The 20,152-nt window shown below is 71.3% G+C and carries 24 protein-coding genes; 5 read left to right on the top strand and 19 right to left on the bottom strand.

Translation table 11 applies throughout. The annotated features are described in order from the left end of the window. Nucleotide 1 precedes the first annotated feature (1 nt). Genes hisF through hisD form a run of 7 tightly spaced genes read right to left on the bottom strand, consistent with a single transcriptional unit; the run spans nucleotide 2 to nucleotide 6,049 of the window. The gene (gene hisF / locus G6N45_RS19365; protein ID WP_163723735.1) at nucleotides 2-787 is read right to left on the bottom strand and encodes an imidazole glycerol phosphate synthase subunit HisF; all 786 of its coding nucleotides are present in this window, start codon (nucleotides 785-787) and stop codon (nucleotides 2-4) included. Further along, nucleotides 784-1,602: an inositol monophosphatase family protein gene (locus tag G6N45_RS19370; RefSeq protein WP_163723737.1), complete on the bottom strand. Its 819-nt coding sequence runs from the start codon at nucleotides 1,600-1,602 to the stop codon at nucleotides 784-786. The genes hisF and G6N45_RS19370 overlap by 4 nt, the downstream gene beginning before the upstream one ends. After that, nucleotides 1,599-2,363 carry a bifunctional 1-(5-phosphoribosyl)-5-((5-phosphoribosylamino)methylideneamino)imidazole-4-carboxamide isomerase/phosphoribosylanthranilate isomerase PriA gene (gene priA / locus G6N45_RS19375; RefSeq protein WP_179965206.1) on the bottom strand — a complete coding sequence of 255 codons (765 nt, stop codon included), beginning with the start codon at nucleotides 2,361-2,363 and terminating at the stop codon, nucleotides 1,599-1,601. Before priA ends, G6N45_RS19370 begins: the two co-directional genes overlap by 4 nt. Beyond that, nucleotides 2,360-2,980, bottom strand: coding sequence for an imidazole glycerol phosphate synthase subunit HisH (gene hisH / locus G6N45_RS19380; protein WP_163723739.1), 621 nt, complete (start codon nucleotides 2,978-2,980; stop codon nucleotides 2,360-2,362). The genes priA and hisH overlap by 4 nt, the downstream gene beginning before the upstream one ends. After that, nucleotides 2,977-3,594, bottom strand: a complete 618-nt coding sequence (gene hisB, locus G6N45_RS19385; protein WP_163723740.1) for an imidazoleglycerol-phosphate dehydratase HisB — start codon at nucleotides 3,592-3,594, stop codon at nucleotides 2,977-2,979. The genes hisH and hisB overlap by 4 nt, the downstream gene beginning before the upstream one ends. After that, nucleotides 3,591-4,697: a histidinol-phosphate transaminase gene (locus G6N45_RS19390; RefSeq protein WP_163723743.1), complete on the bottom strand. Its 1,107-nt coding sequence runs from the start codon at nucleotides 4,695-4,697 to the stop codon at nucleotides 3,591-3,593. The genes hisB and G6N45_RS19390 overlap by 4 nt, the downstream gene beginning before the upstream one ends. Further along, nucleotides 4,694-6,049 (bottom strand): histidinol dehydrogenase, encoded by a 1,356-nt coding sequence (gene hisD / locus G6N45_RS19395; protein WP_163723745.1) that lies wholly within the window; start codon nucleotides 6,047-6,049, stop codon nucleotides 4,694-4,696. The genes G6N45_RS19390 and hisD overlap by 4 nt, the downstream gene beginning before the upstream one ends. Nucleotides 6,050-6,085: 36 nt before the next feature. Between hisD and G6N45_RS19400 the strand changes: the two genes are divergently transcribed. Both G6N45_RS19400 and G6N45_RS19405 read left to right on the top strand, forming a co-directional pair. After that, complete coding sequence (locus G6N45_RS19400; protein ID WP_057146377.1) at nucleotides 6,086-6,508, top strand: nitroreductase family deazaflavin-dependent oxidoreductase; 423 nt, start codon at nucleotides 6,086-6,088, stop codon at nucleotides 6,506-6,508. Beyond that, nucleotides 6,508-7,146, top strand: coding sequence for a LysE family transporter (locus G6N45_RS19405; RefSeq protein WP_163723747.1), 639 nt, complete (start codon nucleotides 6,508-6,510; stop codon nucleotides 7,144-7,146). Before G6N45_RS19400 ends, G6N45_RS19405 begins: the two co-directional genes overlap by 1 nt. 3 nt (nucleotides 7,147-7,149) lie before the next feature. Here the strand turns inward: G6N45_RS19405 and G6N45_RS19410 are convergent, their stop codons facing one another. Genes G6N45_RS19410 through nadA form a run of 4 tightly spaced genes read right to left on the bottom strand, consistent with a single transcriptional unit; the run spans nucleotide 7,150 to nucleotide 11,068 of the window. Continuing rightward, the gene (locus tag G6N45_RS19410; RefSeq protein WP_163723749.1) at nucleotides 7,150-7,599 is read right to left on the bottom strand and encodes a hypothetical protein; all 450 of its coding nucleotides are present in this window, start codon (nucleotides 7,597-7,599) and stop codon (nucleotides 7,150-7,152) included. 3 nt (nucleotides 7,600-7,602) lie between these two features. After that, the gene (gene nadC, locus G6N45_RS19415) at nucleotides 7,603-8,469 is read right to left on the bottom strand and encodes a carboxylating nicotinate-nucleotide diphosphorylase (RefSeq protein ID WP_163723751.1); all 867 of its coding nucleotides are present in this window, start codon (nucleotides 8,467-8,469) and stop codon (nucleotides 7,603-7,605) included. Continuing rightward, nucleotides 8,466-10,028: an L-aspartate oxidase gene (locus G6N45_RS19420; protein WP_163723753.1), complete on the bottom strand. Its 1,563-nt coding sequence runs from the start codon at nucleotides 10,026-10,028 to the stop codon at nucleotides 8,466-8,468. Before G6N45_RS19420 ends, nadC begins: the two co-directional genes overlap by 4 nt. After that, nucleotides 10,025-11,068 carry a quinolinate synthase NadA gene (nadA, locus tag G6N45_RS19425; RefSeq protein WP_163723754.1) on the bottom strand — a complete coding sequence of 348 codons (1,044 nt, stop codon included), beginning with the start codon at nucleotides 11,066-11,068 and terminating at the stop codon, nucleotides 10,025-10,027. Before nadA ends, G6N45_RS19420 begins: the two co-directional genes overlap by 4 nt. A gap of 46 nt (nucleotides 11,069-11,114) precedes the next feature. On the opposite strand from nadA, the gene G6N45_RS19430 reads away from it, so the two are divergent. Beyond that, nucleotides 11,115-11,819 (top strand): NUDIX hydrolase, encoded by a 705-nt coding sequence (locus G6N45_RS19430; RefSeq protein ID WP_163723756.1) that lies wholly within the window; start codon nucleotides 11,115-11,117, stop codon nucleotides 11,817-11,819. Nucleotides 11,820-11,861: 42 nt separating this feature from the next. After that, on the top strand, nucleotides 11,862-13,214 hold the full coding sequence (locus G6N45_RS19435) for a lipase family protein (RefSeq protein WP_163723758.1): 1,353 nt from the start codon (nucleotides 11,862-11,864) through the stop codon (nucleotides 13,212-13,214). Here the strand turns inward: G6N45_RS19435 and G6N45_RS19440 are convergent. The 3 genes from G6N45_RS19440 to bioB are packed head-to-tail and all read right to left on the bottom strand — an operon-like array spanning nucleotide 13,150 to nucleotide 15,004. Beyond that, nucleotides 13,150-13,785 carry a DUF2567 domain-containing protein gene (locus tag G6N45_RS19440; protein ID WP_246228730.1) on the bottom strand — a complete coding sequence of 212 codons (636 nt, stop codon included), beginning with the start codon at nucleotides 13,783-13,785 and terminating at the stop codon, nucleotides 13,150-13,152. The genes G6N45_RS19435 and G6N45_RS19440 overlap by 65 nt on opposite strands. After that, on the bottom strand, nucleotides 13,782-14,009 hold the full coding sequence (bsaP, locus tag G6N45_RS19445; RefSeq protein WP_163728745.1) for a biotin synthase auxiliary protein BsaP: 228 nt from the start codon (nucleotides 14,007-14,009) through the stop codon (nucleotides 13,782-13,784). Before bsaP ends, G6N45_RS19440 begins: the two co-directional genes overlap by 4 nt. Continuing rightward, entirely contained in the window at nucleotides 14,009-15,004 is a 996-nt protein-coding gene (gene bioB, locus G6N45_RS19450) for a biotin synthase BioB (protein WP_163723762.1), read from the bottom strand. Before bioB ends, bsaP begins: the two co-directional genes overlap by 1 nt. 76 nt (nucleotides 15,005-15,080) lie before the next feature. Here bioB and G6N45_RS19455 point away from each other — a divergent pair, with 76 nt between their 5' ends. Then, nucleotides 15,081-15,659: a TetR family transcriptional regulator gene (locus G6N45_RS19455; RefSeq protein ID WP_163723763.1), complete on the top strand. Its 579-nt coding sequence runs from the start codon at nucleotides 15,081-15,083 to the stop codon at nucleotides 15,657-15,659. Here the strand turns inward: G6N45_RS19455 and G6N45_RS19460 are convergent. From G6N45_RS19460 to G6N45_RS19480, 5 genes are read right to left on the bottom strand one after another with little or no spacing between them, the layout of a single operon-like run. Then, nucleotides 15,656-16,432: a hypothetical protein gene (locus G6N45_RS19460; RefSeq protein ID WP_163723766.1), complete on the bottom strand. Its 777-nt coding sequence runs from the start codon at nucleotides 16,430-16,432 to the stop codon at nucleotides 15,656-15,658. The two genes, G6N45_RS19455 and G6N45_RS19460, sit on opposite strands and share 4 nt — an antisense overlap. A gap of 21 nt (nucleotides 16,433-16,453) precedes the next feature. Continuing rightward, nucleotides 16,454-16,978: a 2'-5' RNA ligase family protein gene (locus G6N45_RS19465; RefSeq protein ID WP_163723768.1), complete on the bottom strand. Its 525-nt coding sequence runs from the start codon at nucleotides 16,976-16,978 to the stop codon at nucleotides 16,454-16,456. Next, entirely contained in the window at nucleotides 16,978-17,655 is a 678-nt protein-coding gene (bioD, locus tag G6N45_RS19470) for a dethiobiotin synthase (RefSeq protein ID WP_163723771.1), read from the bottom strand. Before bioD ends, G6N45_RS19465 begins: the two co-directional genes overlap by 1 nt. After that, the gene (locus G6N45_RS19475) at nucleotides 17,652-18,794 is read right to left on the bottom strand and encodes an 8-amino-7-oxononanoate synthase (RefSeq protein WP_163723773.1); all 1,143 of its coding nucleotides are present in this window, start codon (nucleotides 18,792-18,794) and stop codon (nucleotides 17,652-17,654) included. The genes bioD and G6N45_RS19475 overlap by 4 nt, the downstream gene beginning before the upstream one ends. A gap of 36 nt (nucleotides 18,795-18,830) precedes the next feature. Further along, nucleotides 18,831-20,132: an adenosylmethionine--8-amino-7-oxononanoate transaminase gene (locus tag G6N45_RS19480; RefSeq protein ID WP_163723775.1), complete on the bottom strand. Its 1,302-nt coding sequence runs from the start codon at nucleotides 20,130-20,132 to the stop codon at nucleotides 18,831-18,833. Between the last annotated feature and the right edge of the window lie 20 nt (nucleotides 20,133-20,152).

Consider the following 20,152-nt stretch of genomic DNA (forward strand, 5'->3'; position numbering starts at 1 on the left):
CTCATCGGACGGTTATCCCTTCCGCCGCCATCGCCGCTTTCACCTGGCCGATGGTCAGCTCCCCGAAGTGGAACACGCTGGCCGCCAGCACCGCGTCGGCTCCTGCAACAACGGCGGGCGCGAAATGTTCCACCGCGCCGGCGCCGCCGCTCGCGATCACCGGCACCGACACCGCACCGCGCACCGCGCGCAGCATGGCGAGGTCGAATCCGGCCTTGGTGCCGTCGTAGTCCATGGAGTTCAGCAGAATCTCGCCGACGCCGAGCTCGGCGCCGCGGGTGGCCCATTCCACCGCGTCGATGCCGGTCCCCCGCCGACCGCCGTGGGTGGTGACCTCCCAGCCCGACGACGTGGGTTCGGCACCCTCGGGCACGGTGCGCGCGTCGACCGACAGCACGATGCACTGCGATCCGAACTGCCGGGAGAGCTCGGAGAGCAGTTCCGGGCGGGCGATCGCGGCGGTGTTCACCGACACCTTGTCCGCCCCGGCGCGCAGCAGCATGTCGACGTCGGCCACCGAGCGCACGCCGCCACCGACGGTCAGCGGGATGAAGACCTGTTCGGCGGTGCGCCGCACCACCTCGAGCATCGTCGAACGGCCCGACGACGACGCCGTCACGTCCAGGAACGTCAACTCGTCGGCGCCCTCGGCGTCGTAGACGGCGGCCAGCTCGACGGGATCCCCGGCGTCACGCAGGTTCTCGAAGTTCACCCCCTTGACGACGCGGCCGGCGTCGACGTCCAGGCAGGGGATCACCCGGGTCGCGACATCGCCTCCGGTGCTCACAGGTAGTCCTTCGGATCCCCCGCCGAGGAGACGATCTCGAGCATCTGCTCGTGCACTCCCGGCACGGCGACCAGCGCCGACGGCGACGTCACCGTCCAGGGCTCTCCGGCGAGGTCGGTGACGACGCCACCGGCCGCGCGCACCAGCGCGACCCCCGCCGCGTGGTCCCAGATGTGATGGCCGAAACTGATTGCGCCGCCGAGGATTCCGGCCGAGACGTAGGCGAGGTCGATGCCGGTGGCCCCGTGCATGCGCATCCGCGAACACTGCCTGCTGAGATTCGCCAGCACCGTCGCGCGGTACCTGCCGGGGTAGCGCCCTCGCGAGTCGATGTTGAAGGTGCCGGTCCCGACGATCGCGTCACGGACGTCACCGTGCTCGAGGCGCGCGAGCTCGTCGCCGTTGCAGCGCACCGGGCCGCCGACGATCGCGGTGTAGCACTGCGCCATGAACGGCAGCCACGTCAGGCCGAGGACCGGTTCGCCGTCGACCAGCAGCCCCAGCAGAATCGCCGCCATCGGCGACCCCGCGGCGTAGTTGAACGTCCCGTCGATCGGGTCGAGAATCCACACCATCTCCGAGTCGACCGACTCGCCGCCGAACTCCTCGCCGTGCACGCCGATGCCGGTCAGCCGCTGGAGTTCGGCGACCACCCGGCGTTCGATCGCGAGGTCGACCTCGGTGGCGAAGTCGTCGCCCTTCTTGGCGACCGCGGAATCGGCGCGATGCCCGGCGACGAACTGCGTCGAGGCGCCGTCGAGGATGCCCGCAGCCGTGTCGAGCAGCTCCGAGAGCTGCTGATTGTCGAGGGTCACGCGCCGACCGCGGCGAGTGCCTGCGGCAACGTGAATCGACCGGCGTACAAGGCCTTCCCGACGATCGCACCCTCGACGCCGGCCCCGGTCAGGGTCGCGATCGCCCGCAGGTCGTCGAGGCTCGACACCCCGCCGGACGCGATGACCGGCGCGTCGGTGCGCTCGCACACCGACGCCAGCAGCTCGAGGTTGGGCCCGTTCAGGGTGCCGTCCTTGGTGACGTCGGTGACGACGAAACGCGAGCAGCCTTCGGCGTCGAGGCGGTCGAGCACCGTCCACAGATCGCCGCCGTCGGTCTCCCAGCCGCGGCCGCGGAGTCGGTGCCCGCCGCCAGGCAAGGAAGGGTCGATCAACACGTCGAGCCCGACCGCGACCTTGTCCCCGTGCTCGGCGACCACGCGGGCGCACCACTGCGGGTTCTCCAGCGCCGCCGTGCCGAGGTTGACCCGGGCGCACCCGGTGGCCAGTGCCGCGGCGAGCGACTCGTCGTCGCGGATACCGCCGGAGAGCTCCACGGCCACATCGAGCTTGCCGACGACCTCGGCGAGCAGGTCCCGGTTGGAGCCGCGGCCGAACGCCGCGTCGAGGTCGACCAGGTGGATCCACTCGGCGCCGTCGCGCTGCCACGTCATCGCCGCGTCCAGTGCCGAGCCGTACTCGGTCTCGCTGCCCGCCTGCCCCTGCACCAGGCGCACGGCGCGCCCCTCCACCACGTCGACGGCGGGCAACAGGACCAGCTTCGGTGCGTTCACGCCGGTCAACTTAGCGCCCCGATCCAGTTGGACAGCAACTCGGCGCCGGCGTCCCCGCTCTTCTCGGGATGGAACTGGGTGGCCGACAACGGACCTGCCTCGACGGCGGCCAGGAACGGGACATGGTGCGTCGCCCATGTCAGCACCGCGTCAGGGTCGCCCTCCCACTGCTGGGCGGCGTAGGAGTGCACGAAATAGAACCGGGTGGCCGGATCCATGCCCGCGAACAGCACGCTGTCCGCGGGGGCGTCGACCACGTTCCACCCCATGTGCGGGATCACCGGCGCGTCGAGCCGGACCACCGAGCCCGGCCACTGCCCGCATCCCGCCGTCTCGACACCGAACTCGACGCCGCGGGCGAACAGGATCTGCATGCCCACGCACACGCCGAGCACCGGCCGCCCGGCCGCGACACGGTCGGCGATGATCGTGTCACCGCCGACCTTCCTCAGCCCGGACATGCACGCCTCGAACGCGCCGACGCCCGGCACCACCAGGCCGTCCGCGGCCATCGCGGCACCCGGGTCGGCGCTCACCTCGACCTCGGCACCGACGCGCTCGAGCGCACGCTGCGCCGACCGGAGATTGCCCGAGCCGTAGTCCAGCACGACGAGTTTGGTTGTCACAACGTCCCTTTGGTCGACGGAACCCCGCTGACCCGCTCGTCGTACTCGACGGCCTGGCGCAGGGCGCGCGCCACGGCCTTGTACTGCGCCTCGGTGATGTGGTGCGGATCCCGCCCGTAGAGGGTGCGCACGTGCAGCGCGATGCGCGCGTTGAACGCCAGGGATTCGAAGACGTGCCGGTTCACCACGGTGTGATAGGGCGCCTGCGATCCGGCGATGGTGAACTCCACCATGAAGTCCGGTTCGCCGGTGTGCACGAAGTAGGGCCGGCCCGAGACGTCCACCGCGGCGTGCGCCAGCGACTCGTCCATCGGGATGAACGCGTCACCGAAGCGGCGGATGCCCGTCTTGTCGCCCAACGCCTGCCCCAGCGCCTGGCCCAGCACGATCGCGGTGTCCTCGATGGTGTGGTGGCCCTCGATCTCGATGTCGCCGACGGCCTTGACCCTCAGGTCGAAGCGGGCGTGGGTGCCCAGCGAGGTGAGCATGTGGTCGAAGAACGGCACCCCGGTCTCGACACTCACCTGCCCGGTGCCGTCGAGGTCCAGCTCGACGACGATGTCGGATTCCCTGGTCTTGCGTTCGACCTTGGCGTACCTGTGGGGACGGGTCACTTCACTCCTTGTCGGGCGCTGGCGTTGAGCAGCGCGTCGTTCTCCTCGGCGAGGCCGATGGTGGTGCGCAGATATCCGGGGATGCCGACGTCGCGGATCAGCACGCCGTCGTCGAGATAGGCCCGCCACGTGGCGGCGGCGTCGGCGAACTCCCCGAACAGCAGGAAGTTCGCATCGCTGAGAATCACCCGGAAACCCATGCCGGTCAACGCTTTCGACACCCGCTCCCGTTCGCTGATCAACGTCGCGACACTACCGAGGGTGTCGTCGGCGTGACGCAGGGCGGCCCGCGCGGCGGCCTGGGTCAGCGACGACAGGTGGTACGGCAGGCGGACCAGCAGCATCGCCTCGACGACGGCGGGCGCCGCGACCAGATAGCCCAGCCGGCCACCGGCGAACGCGAACGCCTTGCTCATGGTGCGCGACACCACCAGCCGCGCCGGGTACTCGTCGATGAGCCCGATCGCGCTGGGCTGGGACGAGAACTCACCGTAGGCCTCGTCGACGATCATGACGCCCCCGGTCATGGCGTCCAGCAGCAGCCGCAGGTCGTCGAGCGAAATGCTCTGTCCCGACGGGTTGTTGGGGCTGGTGACGAACACGACGTCGGGATTGTGCTCCTTGATCGCGGTGGCCGCCACGGCCGCGTCGAGGCCGAAGTCGTCGGCGCGGTGAGCGACCAGCCAGGCCGTCTGCGTGCCGTCGGCGATGATCGGGTGCATCGAGTAGGACGGCACGAAGCCGATCGCGCTGCGGCCCGGGCCGCCGAAGGCCTGCAGAAGCTGCTGCAGGATCTCATTGGAACCGTTTGCGGCCCAGACGTTCTCGACGCCCACGCGGACCCCGGTCTGCGCGGTCAGGTAGCCGGCCAGGTCGGTGCGCAGTGCCACGGCGTCGCGGTCGGGGTAGCGGTGCAGTTCGGCGGCGGCCTCGCGCACCGATGCGGCGACGTCGTCGATCAGTGCCTGCGTGGGCGGGTGCGGATTCTCGTTGGTGTTCAGCCGCACGGGCACCGCGAGCTGCGGGGCCCCGTACGGCGATTTTCCGCGCAGGTCCTCGCGCAGCGGCAGCTCGTCGAGGGTCACGGTCCGGCGGGGGCTCACCTCTCGAACCTCCGGCGCACCGCTTCGCCGTGGCTGGGCAGGTTCTCGGCCTGCGCCAGCGTGATCACGTGACCGGCGACGTCTTTGAGCGCCGCCTCGGTGTAGTCGACGACGTGGATGCCGCGCAGGAACGTCTGCACCGACAGGCCGCTCGAGTGGCGCGCACATCCGGCCGTGGGCAGCACGTGGTTCGACCCGGCGCAGTAGTCGCCCAGGCTGACCGGCGCCCACGGACCGATGAAGACGGCGCCCGCGGATCGGACCCGGCCGGCAACGCCGGCGGCGTCGACGGTCTGGATCTCGAGGTGCTCGGCGGCGTAGGCGTTCACGACGCGCAGACCGGCGTCGATGTCGTCGACCAGCACGATCGCCGACTGCTCGCCGCTGAGCGCGGCCGTCACCCGCGCGCGGTGCACCGTCGTCTCCAGTTGCACGGCCAGCTCGGCGTCGGTGGCGTCGGCCAGCGCGGTGCTGTCGGTGACCAGCACGCTGGCGGCCATCTCGTCGTGCTCGGCCTGGCTGATCAGGTCGGCCGCGACGTGCACCGGGTCGGCGGTGTGGTCGGCCAGGATCGCGATCTCGGTGGGACCGGCCTCGGAGTCGATGCCGACCCGCGAGCGGCAGATCCGCTTGGCGGCGGTGACGTAGATGTTGCCGGGTCCGGTGATCATGTCGACCGGGGCGAGTTCGCCCCCGTCGGTGTCGGTGCCGCCGTAGGCGAGCAGCGCGACCGCCTGTGCACCGCCGACCGCCCACACCTCGTCGACGCCGAGCAGTGCGGCGGCGGCCAGGATCGTCGGGTGCGGCAGGCCCCTGAACGCACCCTGCGAATCGGCCTGCGGCGGGCTGGCGATCACCAGGGAGTCGACGCCGGCGGTCTGCGCCGGGACCACGTTCATCACCACGCTGGACGGATAGACGGCGTTGCCGCCCGGCACGTAGAGGCCCACCCGTTCCACGGGCACCCACCGCTCGGTGACGGTCGCGCCGGGGGCGAGCGTGGTGGTGGTGTCGGTGCGGCGCTGGTCGGCGTGCACAGCGCGGGCCCGATCGATGGCGACCTCGAGGGCGGCACGGACGCCGGCGTCGAGCTCGGCCAGCGCCGCCGCCAGCCGGTCGGCAGGCACCCGCACCTGGTCGGGCCGGACACCGTCGAAGGAGGCGCCGTACTCGAGTGCCGCGTCGGCGCCGCGGTCCGCGACCGCGTCGACGATCGGCCGGACGGTGGGCAGCACCGCGTCGACGTCGACACCGCCGCGGGGCAGGGCGGTGCGCAGACGGGCCGTCGACAGCGTCGCACCACGCAGGTCGATGCGCCGCAGGAGCCGGGACGATACATTCACGCTGACCATTGTCCCAGAGCAGCACAAATCAGTATCGGAGGCGTCATGTCCGATCGACCGAACAGAAGCAGCCACCCCAACAACGCGCCCGGCGTGCCGATGATCTTCCCGCCGTGGTTCGAGCGGCTGCAGATCAAGTACATCAATCCGCTGCTGCGTCCGCTGTCGAAGCGGATGCCGGGCCTCGGCGTGATCAAGCACCGCGGCCGCACGTCCGGCAAGGACTACGAGACGATCGTCACGCCGTACCGCAAGGGCTCGGTGCTGGCGATCGGGCTCGCGCACGGCAAGACCAACTGGGTCAAGAACGTGCTCGCCGCGGGCGAGGCCGACATCCGGATCGGCGCCAAGGAGCTGCACCTGGTGCGGCCGCGCGTGCTGCCTGCAGGCACCACGGACCCGTCGCTGCCGCGGATGGCGCAGATGGTGGCCAAGCGGTCCGGGGTGTTCGTCGCCGACATCGCCTGATGAGCACGTCGATGTGGCTGGCCTTCTTCGGCGCGGCCATCCTGATCGCCGTCTCCCCCGGCGCCGGCGCCATCCAGTCGATGGCCACCGGCCTGACGCACGGGGTGCGGCGCGGCTACTGGAGCATCATCGGCCTCGAGATCGGTCTGATGCTGCAGCTGACGCTGGTCGCCGTCGGTCTCGGAGCCGCGGTGGCCAACTCGATTCTCGCGTTCACGATCATCAAGTGGGTGGGCGTGGCCTACCTGGCCTACCTCGCGGTCCGGCAGTGGCGCACCGCCGCGGTGGACCTGCGCACCCAGGTGGACCGGGTGGTCGCCGGTGGGCGCGCGTCGCTGGTGGCACGCGGCTTCCTGGTCAACGCCACCAACCCGAAGGGCCTGCTGTTCTTCCTCGCGGTGATGCCGCAGTTCGTGGTGCCGACGGCGCCGCTGCTTCCCCAGTACCTCGCGATCGGGGTGACGATGGTCGCCGTGGACCTGGTGGTGATGGGCCTCTACACCGGGCTGGCGGTCCGGTTGCTGACGTGGCTGCGCACCCCGCGCCAGCAGACGCTGCTCAACCGCGTGTTCTCGGGACTGTTCGCCACCGCGGCGGTCGTGCTCTCGCTGCTGCGCCGGGGCACCGCGACGGCCTGAGGCTCACCGGCAGCGGTTGCTGACGGCGGCGCTGGCGGCCTCCGCACCCTCCAGCCGCTTGGCCTGCGCCGGATCGGTGTTGGGAACTCCCGCCGTCGCCGCGGCGCCGATGTCCATCAGCGCGTCGGCGAACCTCGTCACCTCCGCGGCCAGATCGGCCGGCGTGGCGGGGTCCAGGCGAGCGAGCAGGTACTGGCCGCCGTCCGACAGCGCCAGGCGGGCGTTGGCGGCGGCCGCGAGCGCGCCACTGACGTCGTCGGGCGGTGTCACGTTCGTGTTCGTCGCGACCCCGGTCCGGACGGTGGCGAAGGCGGTGCAGATCGTCGCCGTCGCCTCGGCGCGCTGGGCGTCGGTGTAGTCGGCGCTGCTGTCGAGGGAACGGACCAGCGCGGCCGCCGAGACGCCCAGCGAGAGCAGTGCCACGGCGAGCGCCGCCGACGGTGACACGCGCATCGGCTAGAGATCCAGCCCGAGGTCGAGCACCCGCACCGAATGGGTGAGCGCTCCGACGGCGAGGTAGTCCACGCCGGTGCCCGCGTATTCCGCGGCGGTCTCCAGCGACAGTCCGCCCGAGGACTCCAGCTTCGTCTCGGGTGATCGGGCGGCGCGCCGCTGCACCGCGATCTGCGTCTGCCACACCGGAAAGTTGTCCAGCAGCACCAGTTCGACCCCTTCGGCCAGCACCTCGTCGAGCTGTTCGAGCGAGTCCACCTCGACCTCGCACGGCAGATCCGGCGCGGCGGCGCGCACCTGACGCAGCGCGGCCACCACCGAGCCTGCGGCGGCGACGTGGTTGTCCTTGATCAGCGCCGCGTCGCCGAGCCCCAGCCGGTGGTTGACGCCGCCGCCGACCCGCACGGCGTACTTCTGCAGCGAGCGCAGGCCGGGAAGCGTCTTGCGGGTGTCCCTGATCTGGGCGGACGTCCCCGACACCGCATCGACCCAGGCGGCCGTCGCGGTGGCGATGCCCGACAGATGGCAGAGCAGGTTCAGCATGGTGCGCTCGGCGGTCAGCAGGCCACGCGTCGGACCCTCCACGGTCAGCGCCGCACCGCCTGCCTCGAGCCGGGTGCCGTCGGGCACCTGGTGCGTCACCCGGTAGCCATCGGCGCCGAGCACCTCGTCGAACACGACCAGCGCGAGCTCACCGCCCGCGATCACCCCCGGTTCGCGGGCCACCACCGACGCCGTCGTGGTGGCGTCGGCCGCCACGGTGGCCAGTGTGGTGACGTCGGGCCCGTACCGCAGGTCCTCGTCCAATGCGCGGCCGATGAGCGTACGGGCGTCGGCGATCTCGTCGGCCGACAGCGTCGAGGTCCTCATCGGCAGCCCGCTGCCACCGGGCCGCAGACGATGCTGGCGGCCTGCGCCGGGTCGGTGTCGGGGAAGTCGCGCCGGTGGTGGCTGCCGCGGGTCTCGGTGCGGGCCCGCGCGGCGGCGGCGACGGCGCCGGCCACCGTGGTAAGGGCTGCATCTTCGAAGGTGCTGCGCGAGTTGATGATTCGTGGGGCGGCCGACTCGAGCTCATCGATCAGCAGGCCCAGCCCGTCGTCGTCGCGGACGACGGAGGCGTGTCGGCTCATGGCCTGTTGCAGCACGGGGCGTGCGAGCACGGGCCGTCTCGGGGGCACCGGCGCGATCACCCGGGCCGGGCCGGCGTCGGCGGCGTGTTCGGTTGCCGCGACACCCGCGCGCCCGCCCACCACCAGACCCTCGAGCAGGCTGTTGGAGGCCAACCGGTTCGCGCCGTGCATCCCGGTGCGGGCCACCTCGCCGGCGGCGAAGAGTCCGGCGATCGCGGTGCGGCCATGGACGTCGGTGACCACGCCTCCGCAGCTGTAGTGCGCACCGGGGACCACCGGGATCGGCTGCGCCGCCGGGTCGATTCCGGCCGCCCGGCAGGCGGCCGTCACGGTCGGGAAGCGGCGCGCCACATCGGCCACGCGCCGCGCGTCGAGATAGACGCAGGCGTCGCCGGACTCGGCCAGCCGCGCCTCGATGGCGGCGGCGACGACGTCCCGCGGCGCCAGGTCACCCATCGGGTGCACGCCGGCGGTCACCGAGGCGCCCTGTGCGTCAACCAATCTCGCACCCTCGCCGCGCAGGGCCTCGGTGACCAGCGGTCGCCGCCCGCCGGCCGGGCCGGTGTAGAGCATGGTCGGGTGGAACTGGACGAACTCGACGTCGGCGACCGCCACCCCTGCCCACATCGCCAGCGCCACCCCGTCGCCCGTGGACCCCTCGGGGTTCGTGGTGGCCTGGTACAGGTGCCCCGCCCCGCCGGTCGCCAGGATCACCGACGGTGCGTACACGGCGCCCAGACCGTCCTCGCTGAGCACCGAGACACCGGCCACCGCGCCGTCATCGATCAGCAGGTCGAGCGCAACGTGGTTGCGGCGGATGTCAAGGTGGGCGGCCGCGTGGTCGAGGGCGCGCTGCACCTCCGCGCCGGTCGCGTCGCCACCGGAGTGGATGATGCGTCGCCGGGAGTGCCCGCCCTCCCGGGTCAGCGCCCATTGACCGGGGGCAGACTCGTCGAAATGCGCTCCGGCACCGACCAATTCGGCGACGGCCCGGGAGCCGTCGGCGACGATGGACCGTACCGCTTCGGGGTCGCACAGGCCGGCGCCTGCCGCGAGTGTGTCGGCCACATGGGCGTCGATGGAGTCACCGTCGGCGTGCACGCCGGGGAGGACGACGGCGATCCCGCCCTGGGCGTAGAACGTGGCGGTCTCGCCCGCCTTGCTCAGCAGCACCACCGTGCGACCCCGGCGATGTGCGGCCAGCGCGGCGGCCAGCCCGGCCACCCCGGTGCCGATCACGACGACATCGGCACGTCGGCGCCAGACGCCGGCGCCGCCGCAGCCGGTGACGGCGGTCATTCCCCGCCGCCGGGCTGCCCGATCTCGATCATCCGCGTCACGCTCCGGCGGGCGGCGGCCGCGACATCGCGGTCGACGTCCACCTCGTCGGCGCCCTCGACCAGGCAGCGCAGCAGGGCGGCAGGCGTGATCATCTTCATGTACTTGCAGGACGCCCGGTCGTTGACGGCCTGGAAATCGATACCCGGTGCGGCACGGCGCAACTGGTGCAGCATGCCGACCTCGGTGGCGACCAGCACCTGCGTGGCGCGCGAGGCTTTCGCGGCGTCGAGCATCCCGCCCGTGGACAGGATCTTGACCCGGTCCGACGGGAAGGCGCCCTCGCCGGCCAGATACAGCGCAGAGGTGGCACACCCGCATTCGGGGTGGACGAACAGCTCGGCGTCGGGGTGGCTGCGGGCCTGCGCGGCGAGCTCCTCGCCGTTGATGCCGGCGTGCACGTGGCACTCACCGGCCCAGACGTGCAGATTCGTGCGGCCGGTCATCCGGCGCACGTGTGCGCCCAGGAACTGATCCGGGCAGAACAGCACGTCGCGGTCGGCCGGGATGGACGCCACCACCTCGACGGCATTCGACGACGTGCAGCAGATGTCCGTCTCGGCCTTCACCGCGGCGGTGGTGTTGACGTACGACACCACGACGGCCCCGGGGTGGTCGGCCTTCCAGGCGCGCAGTTCGTCGGCGGTGATCGAGTCGGCCAGCGAGCAGCCGGCCCGCTGATCGGGAATCAGCACGGTCTTGTCCGGCGAGAGGATCTTGGCGGTCTCGGCCATGAAGTGAACGCCCGCGAACACGATGGTGTCCTCGGGCGCCTCGGCGGCGATCCGCGACAGCGCGAGCGAGTCACCGACGTGGTCGGCGACGTCCTGGATCGCCGGCAGCTGGTAGTTGTGCGCCAGCAGCGTCGCGCCACGCAGGTCGAGGAGCCGGCGGACCTCCGCCGCCCAGGCGGCGTCGCCCTCGACGCCGGAGAAGCCCTCGGGACCGTCGACGATCTTGTCGGTCAGCGCGGCGTCGAAGGATCCCGTGAGTACGGTCATCGCCGTCTCCTTCACTCATCCAGGTTTTCGACTTACAATCGAAAACATGCCATATCGTAGCACCCACCACGAGGTCCTTGCCGCGGTGTTCCAGGTTCGGCCGCAGCAGGGACCGGCCACCGACGGGAAACCGGTGCTTCACGTGCTGTTATGGCAGCGTGCCCTCGATCCGCAGCGCGGCAGGTGGTCACTGCCGGGCGGCCGCCTTGGCGATGACGAGACGATGACGGATTCGGTGCGGCGCCAGCTGGCCGAGAAGGTCGACCTGCGAGAACTCGCCCACCTCGAGCAACTGGCCGTGTTCTCCGACCCCGACCGGGTGCCCGGCGACCGCACGATCGCATCCACCTTCCTGGGCCTGGTGCCCTCCCCCGCGACCCCAGAGCTGCCGTCGGACACGCGGTGGCACCCGGTCAGCGACCTGCCGCCGACGGCGTTCGACCACGGTCCGATGGTCGACCACGCGCACAACCGGCTGGTGGCCAAGCTGTCCTACACCAACATCGGATTCGCTCTGGCGCCAGGCGAATTCGCCCTTTCGACGCTGCGGGACATCTACAGCGCAGCGCTCGGTCACCCGGTCGACGCGACCAACCTGCAGCGGGTGCTCGAGCGTCGCCACGTCATCACCAGGACGGGCACCACCGCACGGTCCGGCCGCAGCGGCGGCCGCCCGGCCGCCCTGTACCGCTTCGCCGACGCGCGCTACCGGGTGACCGACGAATTCGCTGCATTGCGCCCGCCCGGGTGAGTCGGCTGGCTTCTTAACGCATTCTTAAGTAACAATGCCTGGATGGACTTGGGCAATGTGGCACGGGCGACCGGCGCCGAATGGATCGGCCAACCCCACCACGAGCCGCTGCGCCCCAGGCACCGCCCCGTCCTCCCCGCCAAGGATCCCTTCTACCAGCCGCCGGACGGATTCGAGCACGCCCGCCCCGGGACGGTGCTGCGCTCACGGGACGTCGAACTGGCGTTTCTCGGTTTCGTCCCGCAGAAATTCACCGCCACCCAGCTGCTCTACCGCACCACCGATTTCAAGGGAGATCCGCAGGCCGGCGTCACGACCGTGGTGATCCCCACCGAGCGCGATCCCGAACGACCGCTGCCGATCATGTCCTACCAGTGCGCGATCGACGCCGTCGCGAGCCGCTGCTTCCCGTCGTACGCCCTGCGCCGGGGCGCCAAGGCCATCGGCGCCGTCGCGCAATTCGAGTTCCTGCTGGTCGCGGCGGCGCTGGCGGAGGGGTGGGCGGTCTCGGTGCCCGACCACGAGGGCTCGGCCGGCATGTGGGGCGCCCCCTACGAGCCGGGCTATCACATCCTCGACGGGATCCGGGCGGCCATCAACCACCAGTCGTTCGGCCTGACCTCGGAGTCGCCCATCGGGCTGTGGGGCTACTCGGGCGGCGGACTGGCCTCGGCCTGGGCCGCTGAGGTGCAGGACACCTACGCTCCCGAGCTGAACGTCGTGGGAGCGGTCCTCGGCTCGCCGGTCGGCGACCTCGGGCACACGTTCCGCCGGCTCAACGGCAGCATCTACGCCGGGCTGCCCGCCCTGGTGGTCGCCGCGCTGTGCCACATCTACCCCGAACTCGACGAGATCATCAAGACCCACGCCACCGACGAGGGCAAGGCGATGCTCGACCGGATCCAGAAGATGACCACCGCGCACGCGATGGTGTCGATGGCCGGCCGCGACATGGCCAACATGATCGACCGCCCGCTCGAGGAGATCCTGCTGACCCCGGAGGTGCAGAACGTCTTCGCGAGCATCAAGCTCGGCACCGCCGCGCCGACGATTCCGCTGCTGATCGTGCAGGCCGTGCACGACCGGATCATCTCGGTCGACGACATCGACGAACTCACCCACACCTACGCCCGGGGCGGCACGCGCGTCACCTACCACCGCGACCTGCTCAGCGAGCACCTGCTGCTGCACCCCATGTCGGCGCCGATGACGCTGCGCTGGCTGCGCGAGCGGTTCGCCGGCGCGCCCCTGCGCACCCACGTCAAGCGCACCAAATGGCCGACCCTGCTGAACCCGTCGACCTACCGGGGGATGCTCACCCTCGGCAAGATCACGGTGAAGGTGATGACGGGGCGACGGGTGGAGCGTCAACCTCTGTCGCGGTTCGACCGGTAGCCGGCGCGGCCGGCTCGACCGGCGGCCAGGCGCCGAGATCGTCGCGCGGAGTGGACACCGCCCCCAGCACGTAGACGATGGCCGCGACCGCCGCGGGGAACAGCAGCGTGAGCGCCACCTGCAGCGGGGTGTGGCCGAAGAACACCGCAGGCGCCTCCGTCACGTAGTGCACCCGGTTCTGCTCGGAGACCGGAACGGTCGCCACGTCGATGTGGCCGTAGCGCCACCGCACCAGCGCCGCCCCGACGCCTGTCGCCACCGCCGACGCGGTCACCGACCCCAGGCACAGCGCGGCCATCATCACCGGTCCGCGGTGGCGGCGCCACTGCCACACCGCGACCGCGGCCACGACGGCGAGTACCGAGAGCAGACCGACGAGCAGGGCGGCCGCGGTGAAGAAGTGGTCCGCCTCGTTGCCGAGATACGCCTTGACCCGCTCGTTGCTGCGGGTCAGCGCCACCACGCCGTGGATCGGCGGGGCGAGCCAGGCCCACACCGCGCCGCAGAGTGCGCCTGCGCCCGCCAGGCCGACGACCACCCACAGCACCGCGTGGGTCCTCGACCGGGTCATCGGTACAGCTCCAGATCCTTCGAATCCACCTGGCCGTGCCTCGAGCACTTGGCCCACCATCCGTCGGGACGCACCTGCACGATCATCCGCCGTCCGCACTCGGCACAGAACCGCGGCGGTTCCAGCCCCAGCGCAGCGGCTGTCGGCACGGAGCTGCCCGCCGGCTCGCCGGTGTACACGTTGTAGACGCCCGCGCCCACCGGCGCGGGCAGATCACGCACCATCACAGGCTGGCGTTGAGGGCCTTGATCGGCATCTGCAGGTCCTCCAGCAGTTCGAGATCCGCCTCGGCGGGCCTGCCCAGCGTCGTCAGGTAGTTGCCGACGATGACCGCGTTGATACCGCCGAGGATGCCCTTCTTGGCGCCCAGGTCGCCGAGCGTGATCTCGCGGCCGCCTGCGAACCGCAGCATCGTGCGGGGCAGCGCCAGCCGGAACGCGGCGACGGCCTTGAGCGCCTCGGCGGCCGGCAGCACCTCGAGATCACCGAACGGGGTGCCCGGGCGCGGGTTGAGGAAGTTCAGCGGCACCTCGTGCGGGTCCAGTTCGGCGAGGTTCGCGGCGAACTCGGCGCGCTGCTCCAACGTCTCACCCATGCCGAGGATGCCGCCGCAGCACACCTCCATGCCGGCGTCGCGCACCATCTGCAGCGTCTCCCACCGCTCCTCCCAGGAGTGGGTGGTCACCACGTTGGTGAAGAACGACCGCGCGGTCTCCAGGTTGTGGTTGTAGCGGTGCACGCCCATCGCGGAGAGCTTTTCGACCTGCTCCTGGGTGAGCATGCCCAACGAGCACGCGATCTGGATGTCGACCTCGTTGCGGATCGCCTCGATGCCCGCGGCGACCTGGGCCAGCAGACGCTCGTCGGGACCGCGCACCGCGGCCACGATGCAGAACTCGGTGGCGCCCGTCTTGGCGGTCTGCTTGGCGGCCTCCACCAGACTCGGCACGTCCAGCCAGGCGCTGCGCACCGGCGAAGCGAAAAGCCCTGACTGCGAACAGAAATGGCAGTCCTCGGGGCAGCCGCCGGTCTTCAGGCTGATGATGCCCTCGACCTCGACATCCGGGCCGCACCACGCCATCCGCACCTCGTGGGCCAGCGCCAGCAGATCGTCGAGGCGATCGTCGGGCAGCTGCAGCACCTGCAGGGTCTGGTTCTGGTCGAGGCCGACACCCCGCTCGAGCACCTGTTCGCGTGCCACCGCCAGAATGTCGCTCATCGATCGTCTCCTCTTGCCTCACCGGAACACGTCGGCCGAGCCGACAATTGAACGGTGTTCAGGTTAGGGTACGGGCGTGCAGCTCCACAAACGCGACGTGGTCGAGGCGGCGACCTCCCTGCTCGACGATTACGGGATCGCCGACCTGTCGATGCGACGGCTGGCGCGCGAGCTCGAGGTGTCGCCGGGCGCGCTGTACTGGCACTTCGCCAACAAGCAGCAACTACTCGGCGCGGTGGCCGACCGGGTCCTGCAGCCGGTGGGCGCGCCCGCCGGCGACTGGCGGACCCGCGTCGCCGGCATCTGCGCACAGCTGCGCGACGCACTGCTGTCGCACACCGACGGCGCCGAGCTGGTCTCGGCGAGCTTCGCGGCCGGACAGTCCGCCGTGATGGCCGACGTGCTCGGCCGCCTCGTTGACGCGGCGGTCGACGCCGGCGTCGCGACGGCCAATGCGGAGCTGACCGCGCGCACCGTCGTGTACTACGTGCTCGGGTTCACCGTCGACGAGCAGTCGCGCCGGCAGTGGGATGCCGCGGGCGCGGAGCTGTCCGAGGGACCCTCCCTGCTGACCGATGATCCCGGTGCCCGCTTCGACTTCGGGGTGCAGTTGCTGATCGAGGGAATTCTGGCCCGACGGGCGCAGCGCGTCTAGAAGCCGCGGTACTGCGGGATGTCGGCCATCCACTGCGGATCGCCCCGGTCCACCGAGGCGTTGAGGGCCCACATCTGGACCCCCTGCTCGTGGCCCGACACCAACGCGAACCCCAGCTGGCGGCGCGCCTCGCTCGGACCGGGGCGGATGACCACCTCGACGATCTTGCTCGGACGCCCCTCGGCGGTGACGCCGGCGAACTCGCCCTGGGTGTAGGTCGGGCTCTCGGCGACGACGACGTTGTCGGCCTTGGGCGTCTCGTTGCCGCTGCCGACCAGTGCCTCGACATCGGGATAGCGCTGCGCCGGATCCATTTTCAGCACCGGAGCGTAGATGCAGGACAGCAGGTTCTCGCCCTCGTCGGTGGGCGCGAGCTTCTCGGCGTAGTTCACCACCGCCAGATAGGTGTTCACGATCGCCTGACCCTTGGCGTCCGCGTCACCGAGTGCGGCGAACGGCACGGGCGGCTTCTGGTGCGCGCCGGCGCTGCTGTCCAGGGCCGTGCGCCAGCGGTCCTGCCACGCCGGAAGGTTCCCGGAGATGTAGGGCACGCAACGGTCGATCCGGTCGGAATAGCTCAGCTTCATGAACTCGGAGTGGCCCGAGGAGATCGTGGTCGGCGGCGGGCTCGGCTGATAGAAGAAGTTCAAGATGAGCGAGGTGCCGCCGACGATCGCCCCGATGATCGCGATCGAGGTGGTGGTCCACCAGTGCACGCGGCCGGGGCTCCAGTCGGAGATCCGGCCGGGCTCCTCGTCGGATCGCTTGGCCACCGACCAGGAAGTTACCGGAGTTCAGCTGATCCAGTGTTCCTCTTTGGCGTTACCGTCCCAGTGCCGAAGCCCGGTGATCCGGCCCTCCAGATCACGGCCCAGGTCCGGTACCGCCATCGCGGCCGGCAGCCGATCGGGGGCGAGACGCCGCGCCAGGGTGACGTGCGGTGTCCAGTGGCCCGGATCAGTATGTGGCAGCGGCCCTTTCGGCATGTGCGGGACGCAGGCCCGGTGCACGTCCTCATGCAGTGCCAGCAGCCGCGACGAGGGCACCACCAGCCGCACGAGCGTGACGGTGCGACTCCCCCCGAAGAGCATCGGCGCGCCGATCACACACGGCAGCGGCAGGTGCTCGAGCACCGGGAGCAGTGCCGTGTCGACCGCCTCGCCGATGTGCTCGGCGACGGTCAGCGTCACGTGCGGCCGGTTGCTCGGTGCGGTGTGGCCCGCCTGGCTCGGCACACCGGCGGCGGCCAGCGCGTCCCAGAGGCCGCGCACCGCGATCTCGGTGGCGGCGTCGAACAGCACCTCCACGGAGTGCACCACTAGCGCAGGCCAGCCAGCCAGTCCGGGTCGAACGCCGTCGCGCTGATCTGACCGAAGTCCGCGGCGCCGAGCGTGCCCAGCCCCGCGGGCAGCGCCGCACGCACCGGTGCCAGCCGCGCCAGCGCGTCCCGGTTGTCGATCTCAGCCGCGCCGGGCTGGGCCGGCCACGCCCCGATCACCAGGCCGGCGCACGAAACTTCTTGTGCAGCAAGGGCTTCCAGCGTCAACGCGGTGTGGTTGAGCGTGCCCAGCCCGGCCGCCACCACGATCAGCACCGGCGCGGCGAGGTCGGCGGCGAGGTCGCGCAGCGTCACGCCGTCCTCCCCCAGCTCGACGAGCAGCCCGCCGGCCCCCTCGACCAGCGTCAGGCGCCCGGGTGCGTCGGCGCGACGCACCAGCTCGATCAGTTCCGCCCGGGTCGGCAGCGCGGCACCCGCCCGCTGCGCGGCGGCCAGCGGAGCGAGCGGCTCGGGATAGCGCCAGCCCGGATACAGCGCGTCGACGCCGGCGAGCCGGCCGATCTCCACGAGGTCGTCGTCGCCGTCGACGATTCCGGTCTGCACGGGCTTGCACACCGCGACGTCGCGCCCGGCGAGCCGGGCGTGGCACGCGAGCGCCGCGGTGGCGACGGTCTTGCCGACGCCCGTCCCCGTGCCGGTGACGACGAGCACGCTCATCGCGCTGCCAGCACGTCGGTCAGCACGTCACGCGCGAGTGCCATCTCCTCGTCGGACAGTGACGCCCTGGCCGTCAGCCGCAGCCGGGAGGTGCCGGCGGGCACGGTCGGCGGACGGAAACACCCGACCCGCACGCCGCGCTGTGCGCATGCCGCCGCGGCCGCCAGCGCGACCTCCGGCTCGCCCAGGATCACCGACACCACCGCCGACGACGGCACCTCGGCGACCCCACAGAGCGCGGCCAGCGTCGCGGCGTGGTCGAGCACCCGCTGGGCGCGCCACGGCTCGTCGATCAGCACCTGCAGTGCGGCGCGGGCGGCGCCGACGGCAGCCGGCGCAAGGCCGGTGTCGAAGATGAACGGCCGTGCCGCATCGATGAGATGGTCGCGCACCGCCGCGGGGCCGAGCACGACGCCGCCCTGGCTGCCCAGCGCCTTGGACAGCGTCGTCGTCATCACCACGTCGGGTGCGCCGGCCAGCCCGACCTCGTGCAGCAGGCCCCTGCCCCCGGTGCCGCGCACACCCAGGCCGTGGGCCTCGTCGACGATCAGCAAGGCACCGTGCCGCCGACAGGCATCGTGCAGGGCTCGCAGCGGCGCGAGCGTCCCGTCGGCGGAGAACACCGAGTCGGTGACCACTACGGCGCGCTCCTCGGCGCGCGCGGCCAGCGCGGCCTCCACGGCGGCGACGTCGGCGTGGGGCGTCACCACGACACGGCCCCGTGACAACCGGCAGGCGTCGACCAGCGAGGCGTGGGTCAGCGCATCGGAGACCAGCAGCGATCCGGGACCCGACAGCGCGACGACCGCGCCGAGGTTGGCGGTGTAGCCCGAGGAGAACACCAGCGCCGACGCAGTCCCGACGAACGCGGCCAGCTCCTGCTCGAAGACCTCGTGCAGTTCGGTGTTGCCCGTGACCAAGCGCGAGCCCGTCGATCCGGCGCCCCAGGTGCGCAGGGCCGCCACGCCGCCGTCGAGCACCCGCGGGTGCTGCGCGAGGCCGAGATAGTCGTTGGAGGCGAGGTCGAGCTCCGCCCCGACGGGCGCGCGGGTGCGCAGCGACCGTCGCAGCCCGGCAGCGCGCCGCTGGACCTCGACGTCGTCGAGCCACGCCAGCGGCGACAGACCGATGCGCGTCACCGGCACTCCTCACTCGAACGGGGAATTGAACACCGTTCAGGTTAGTGCACGCGCGACCTCGGTCATCGCCGAGGTGATCTGCCCGATCTCCTCGGCCGTGCAGATGTAGGGCGGCATCACATAGACCAGATTGCGGAACGGCCGCAGCCACACTCCGTGCTCGATCGCGGCGGGCGTCGCGACGCGCAGGTCGACGTCGCGGTCGAGTTCGAGGACGCCGACCGCGCCGAGGACCCGCACATCGACGACGTTGCTCAGCTCCGCCGCCGGCTCGAGACCGGCGCGCAGCCCGTGCTCGATCTCCTGGACCCGCGCGCGCCAGTCGCCGGCGAGCAGAAGCTCCACCGACGCGACGCCGACCGCGCAGGCCAGCGCGTTGGCCATGAACGTCGGTCCGTGCATCAGCGCGCCGGGCGGATGGGCGCTGATGGACTCGGCGATGCGCCGTGTGCACAGCGTCGCGGCCAGCGTGAGGTAGCCGCCGGTCAGCGCCTTGCCCACGCACATGATGTCGGGACTCACCCCGGCGTGGTAGGCGGCGAACAGCGCACCGGTGCGCCCGAACCCGGTGGCGATCTCGTCGAAGATCAGCAGCACGTCGTGCTCGTCGCAGATCCGTCGCAGGTCGGTCAGATACCGCGGGTCGTGGAACCGCATGCCGCCGGCACCCTGCACGACGGGTTCAACGATCACCGCAGCGAGTTCGTCGGCGTGCCGGGCCAGCTGCTCTTCGAACGCCTCGCTGTAGTCGGGGTCGTAGGACGACGGCACCGCGGGCGCGAAGACCTGGTCGGCGAGCAGTGAATGCTCCCCGGTCCACAGCGCGTGCATGCCGCCATGCGGGTCGCACACGCTCATCGGGGTGAACGTGTCGCCGTGATAGCCGCCGCGCCAGGTCATCAGCCGGCGCTTGCCTGCATGGCCGCTGCTGCGCCAGTACTGCAGCGCCATCTTGATCGCGACCTCCACCGACACCGATCCGGAGTCGCTGAAGAACACCGTCTCCAGCCCCGGCGGGGTCAGCTCGACCAGCAGCTGCGCCAGGCGCGCCGCGGGCTCGTGGGTCAGTCCGCCGAACATGACGTGGTTCATGGTCGCGAGCTGGCGGGTGATCGCCGCGTCCAGCGCGGGATGGCCGTGGCCGTGCACGGCGGTCCACCACGACGCCATCGCGTCGAGGACCTCGACGGTGCGGCCCTCGTGCGACAGGGTCAGCCAGGCGCCGCGGGCGCCCAGAGCAACCACCGGGGCCATCGCGTCGGCCCCCATCGGGCTGTACGGATGCCAGATGTGAGCGGCGTCGATGGCGCTGATCTCGATAGGCGTCAACGCAGGCACCTTCGGTAGATTAGCCGTCG

Origin of the sequence: Mycolicibacterium psychrotolerans (assembly GCF_010729305.1) — a bacterium.
GTDB classification, from domain to species: Bacteria; Actinomycetota; Actinomycetes; order Mycobacteriales; family Mycobacteriaceae; genus Mycobacterium; species Mycobacterium psychrotolerans.

Coding starts and splice junctions, on each gene's coding strand:
- G6N45_RS19435 (WP_163723758.1), top strand. CDS start 11,862: ATGGACTTGGGCAATGTGGCACGGGCGACCGGCGCCGAATGGATCGGC.
- G6N45_RS19420 (WP_163723753.1), bottom strand. CDS start 10,028: ATGACCGCCGTCACCGGCTGCGGCGGCGCCGGCGTCTGGCGCCGACGT.
- nadA (WP_163723754.1), bottom strand. CDS start 11,068: ATGACCGTACTCACGGGATCCTTCGACGCCGCGCTGACCGACAAGATC.
- nadC (WP_163723751.1), bottom strand. CDS start 8,469: ATGAGGACCTCGACGCTGTCGGCCGACGAGATCGCCGACGCCCGTACG.
- hisD (WP_163723745.1), bottom strand. CDS start 6,049: ATGGTCAGCGTGAATGTATCGTCCCGGCTCCTGCGGCGCATCGACCTG.
- G6N45_RS19405 (WP_163723747.1), top strand. CDS start 6,508: ATGAGCACGTCGATGTGGCTGGCCTTCTTCGGCGCGGCCATCCTGATC.
- G6N45_RS19410 (WP_163723749.1), bottom strand. CDS start 7,599: ATGCGCGTGTCACCGTCGGCGGCGCTCGCCGTGGCACTGCTCTCGCTG.
- G6N45_RS19430 (WP_163723756.1), top strand. CDS start 11,115: ATGCCATATCGTAGCACCCACCACGAGGTCCTTGCCGCGGTGTTCCAG.
- G6N45_RS19440 (WP_246228730.1), bottom strand. CDS start 13,785: ATGACCCGGTCGAGGACCCACGCGGTGCTGTGGGTGGTCGTCGGCCTG.
- bsaP (WP_163728745.1), bottom strand. CDS start 14,009: ATGGTGCGTGATCTGCCCGCGCCGGTGGGCGCGGGCGTCTACAACGTG.
- bioB (WP_163723762.1), bottom strand. CDS start 15,004: ATGAGCGACATTCTGGCGGTGGCACGCGAACAGGTGCTCGAGCGGGGT.
- bioD (WP_163723771.1), bottom strand. CDS start 17,655: ATGAGCGTGCTCGTCGTCACCGGCACGGGGACGGGCGTCGGCAAGACC.
- G6N45_RS19400 (WP_057146377.1), top strand. CDS start 6,086: ATGTCCGATCGACCGAACAGAAGCAGCCACCCCAACAACGCGCCCGGC.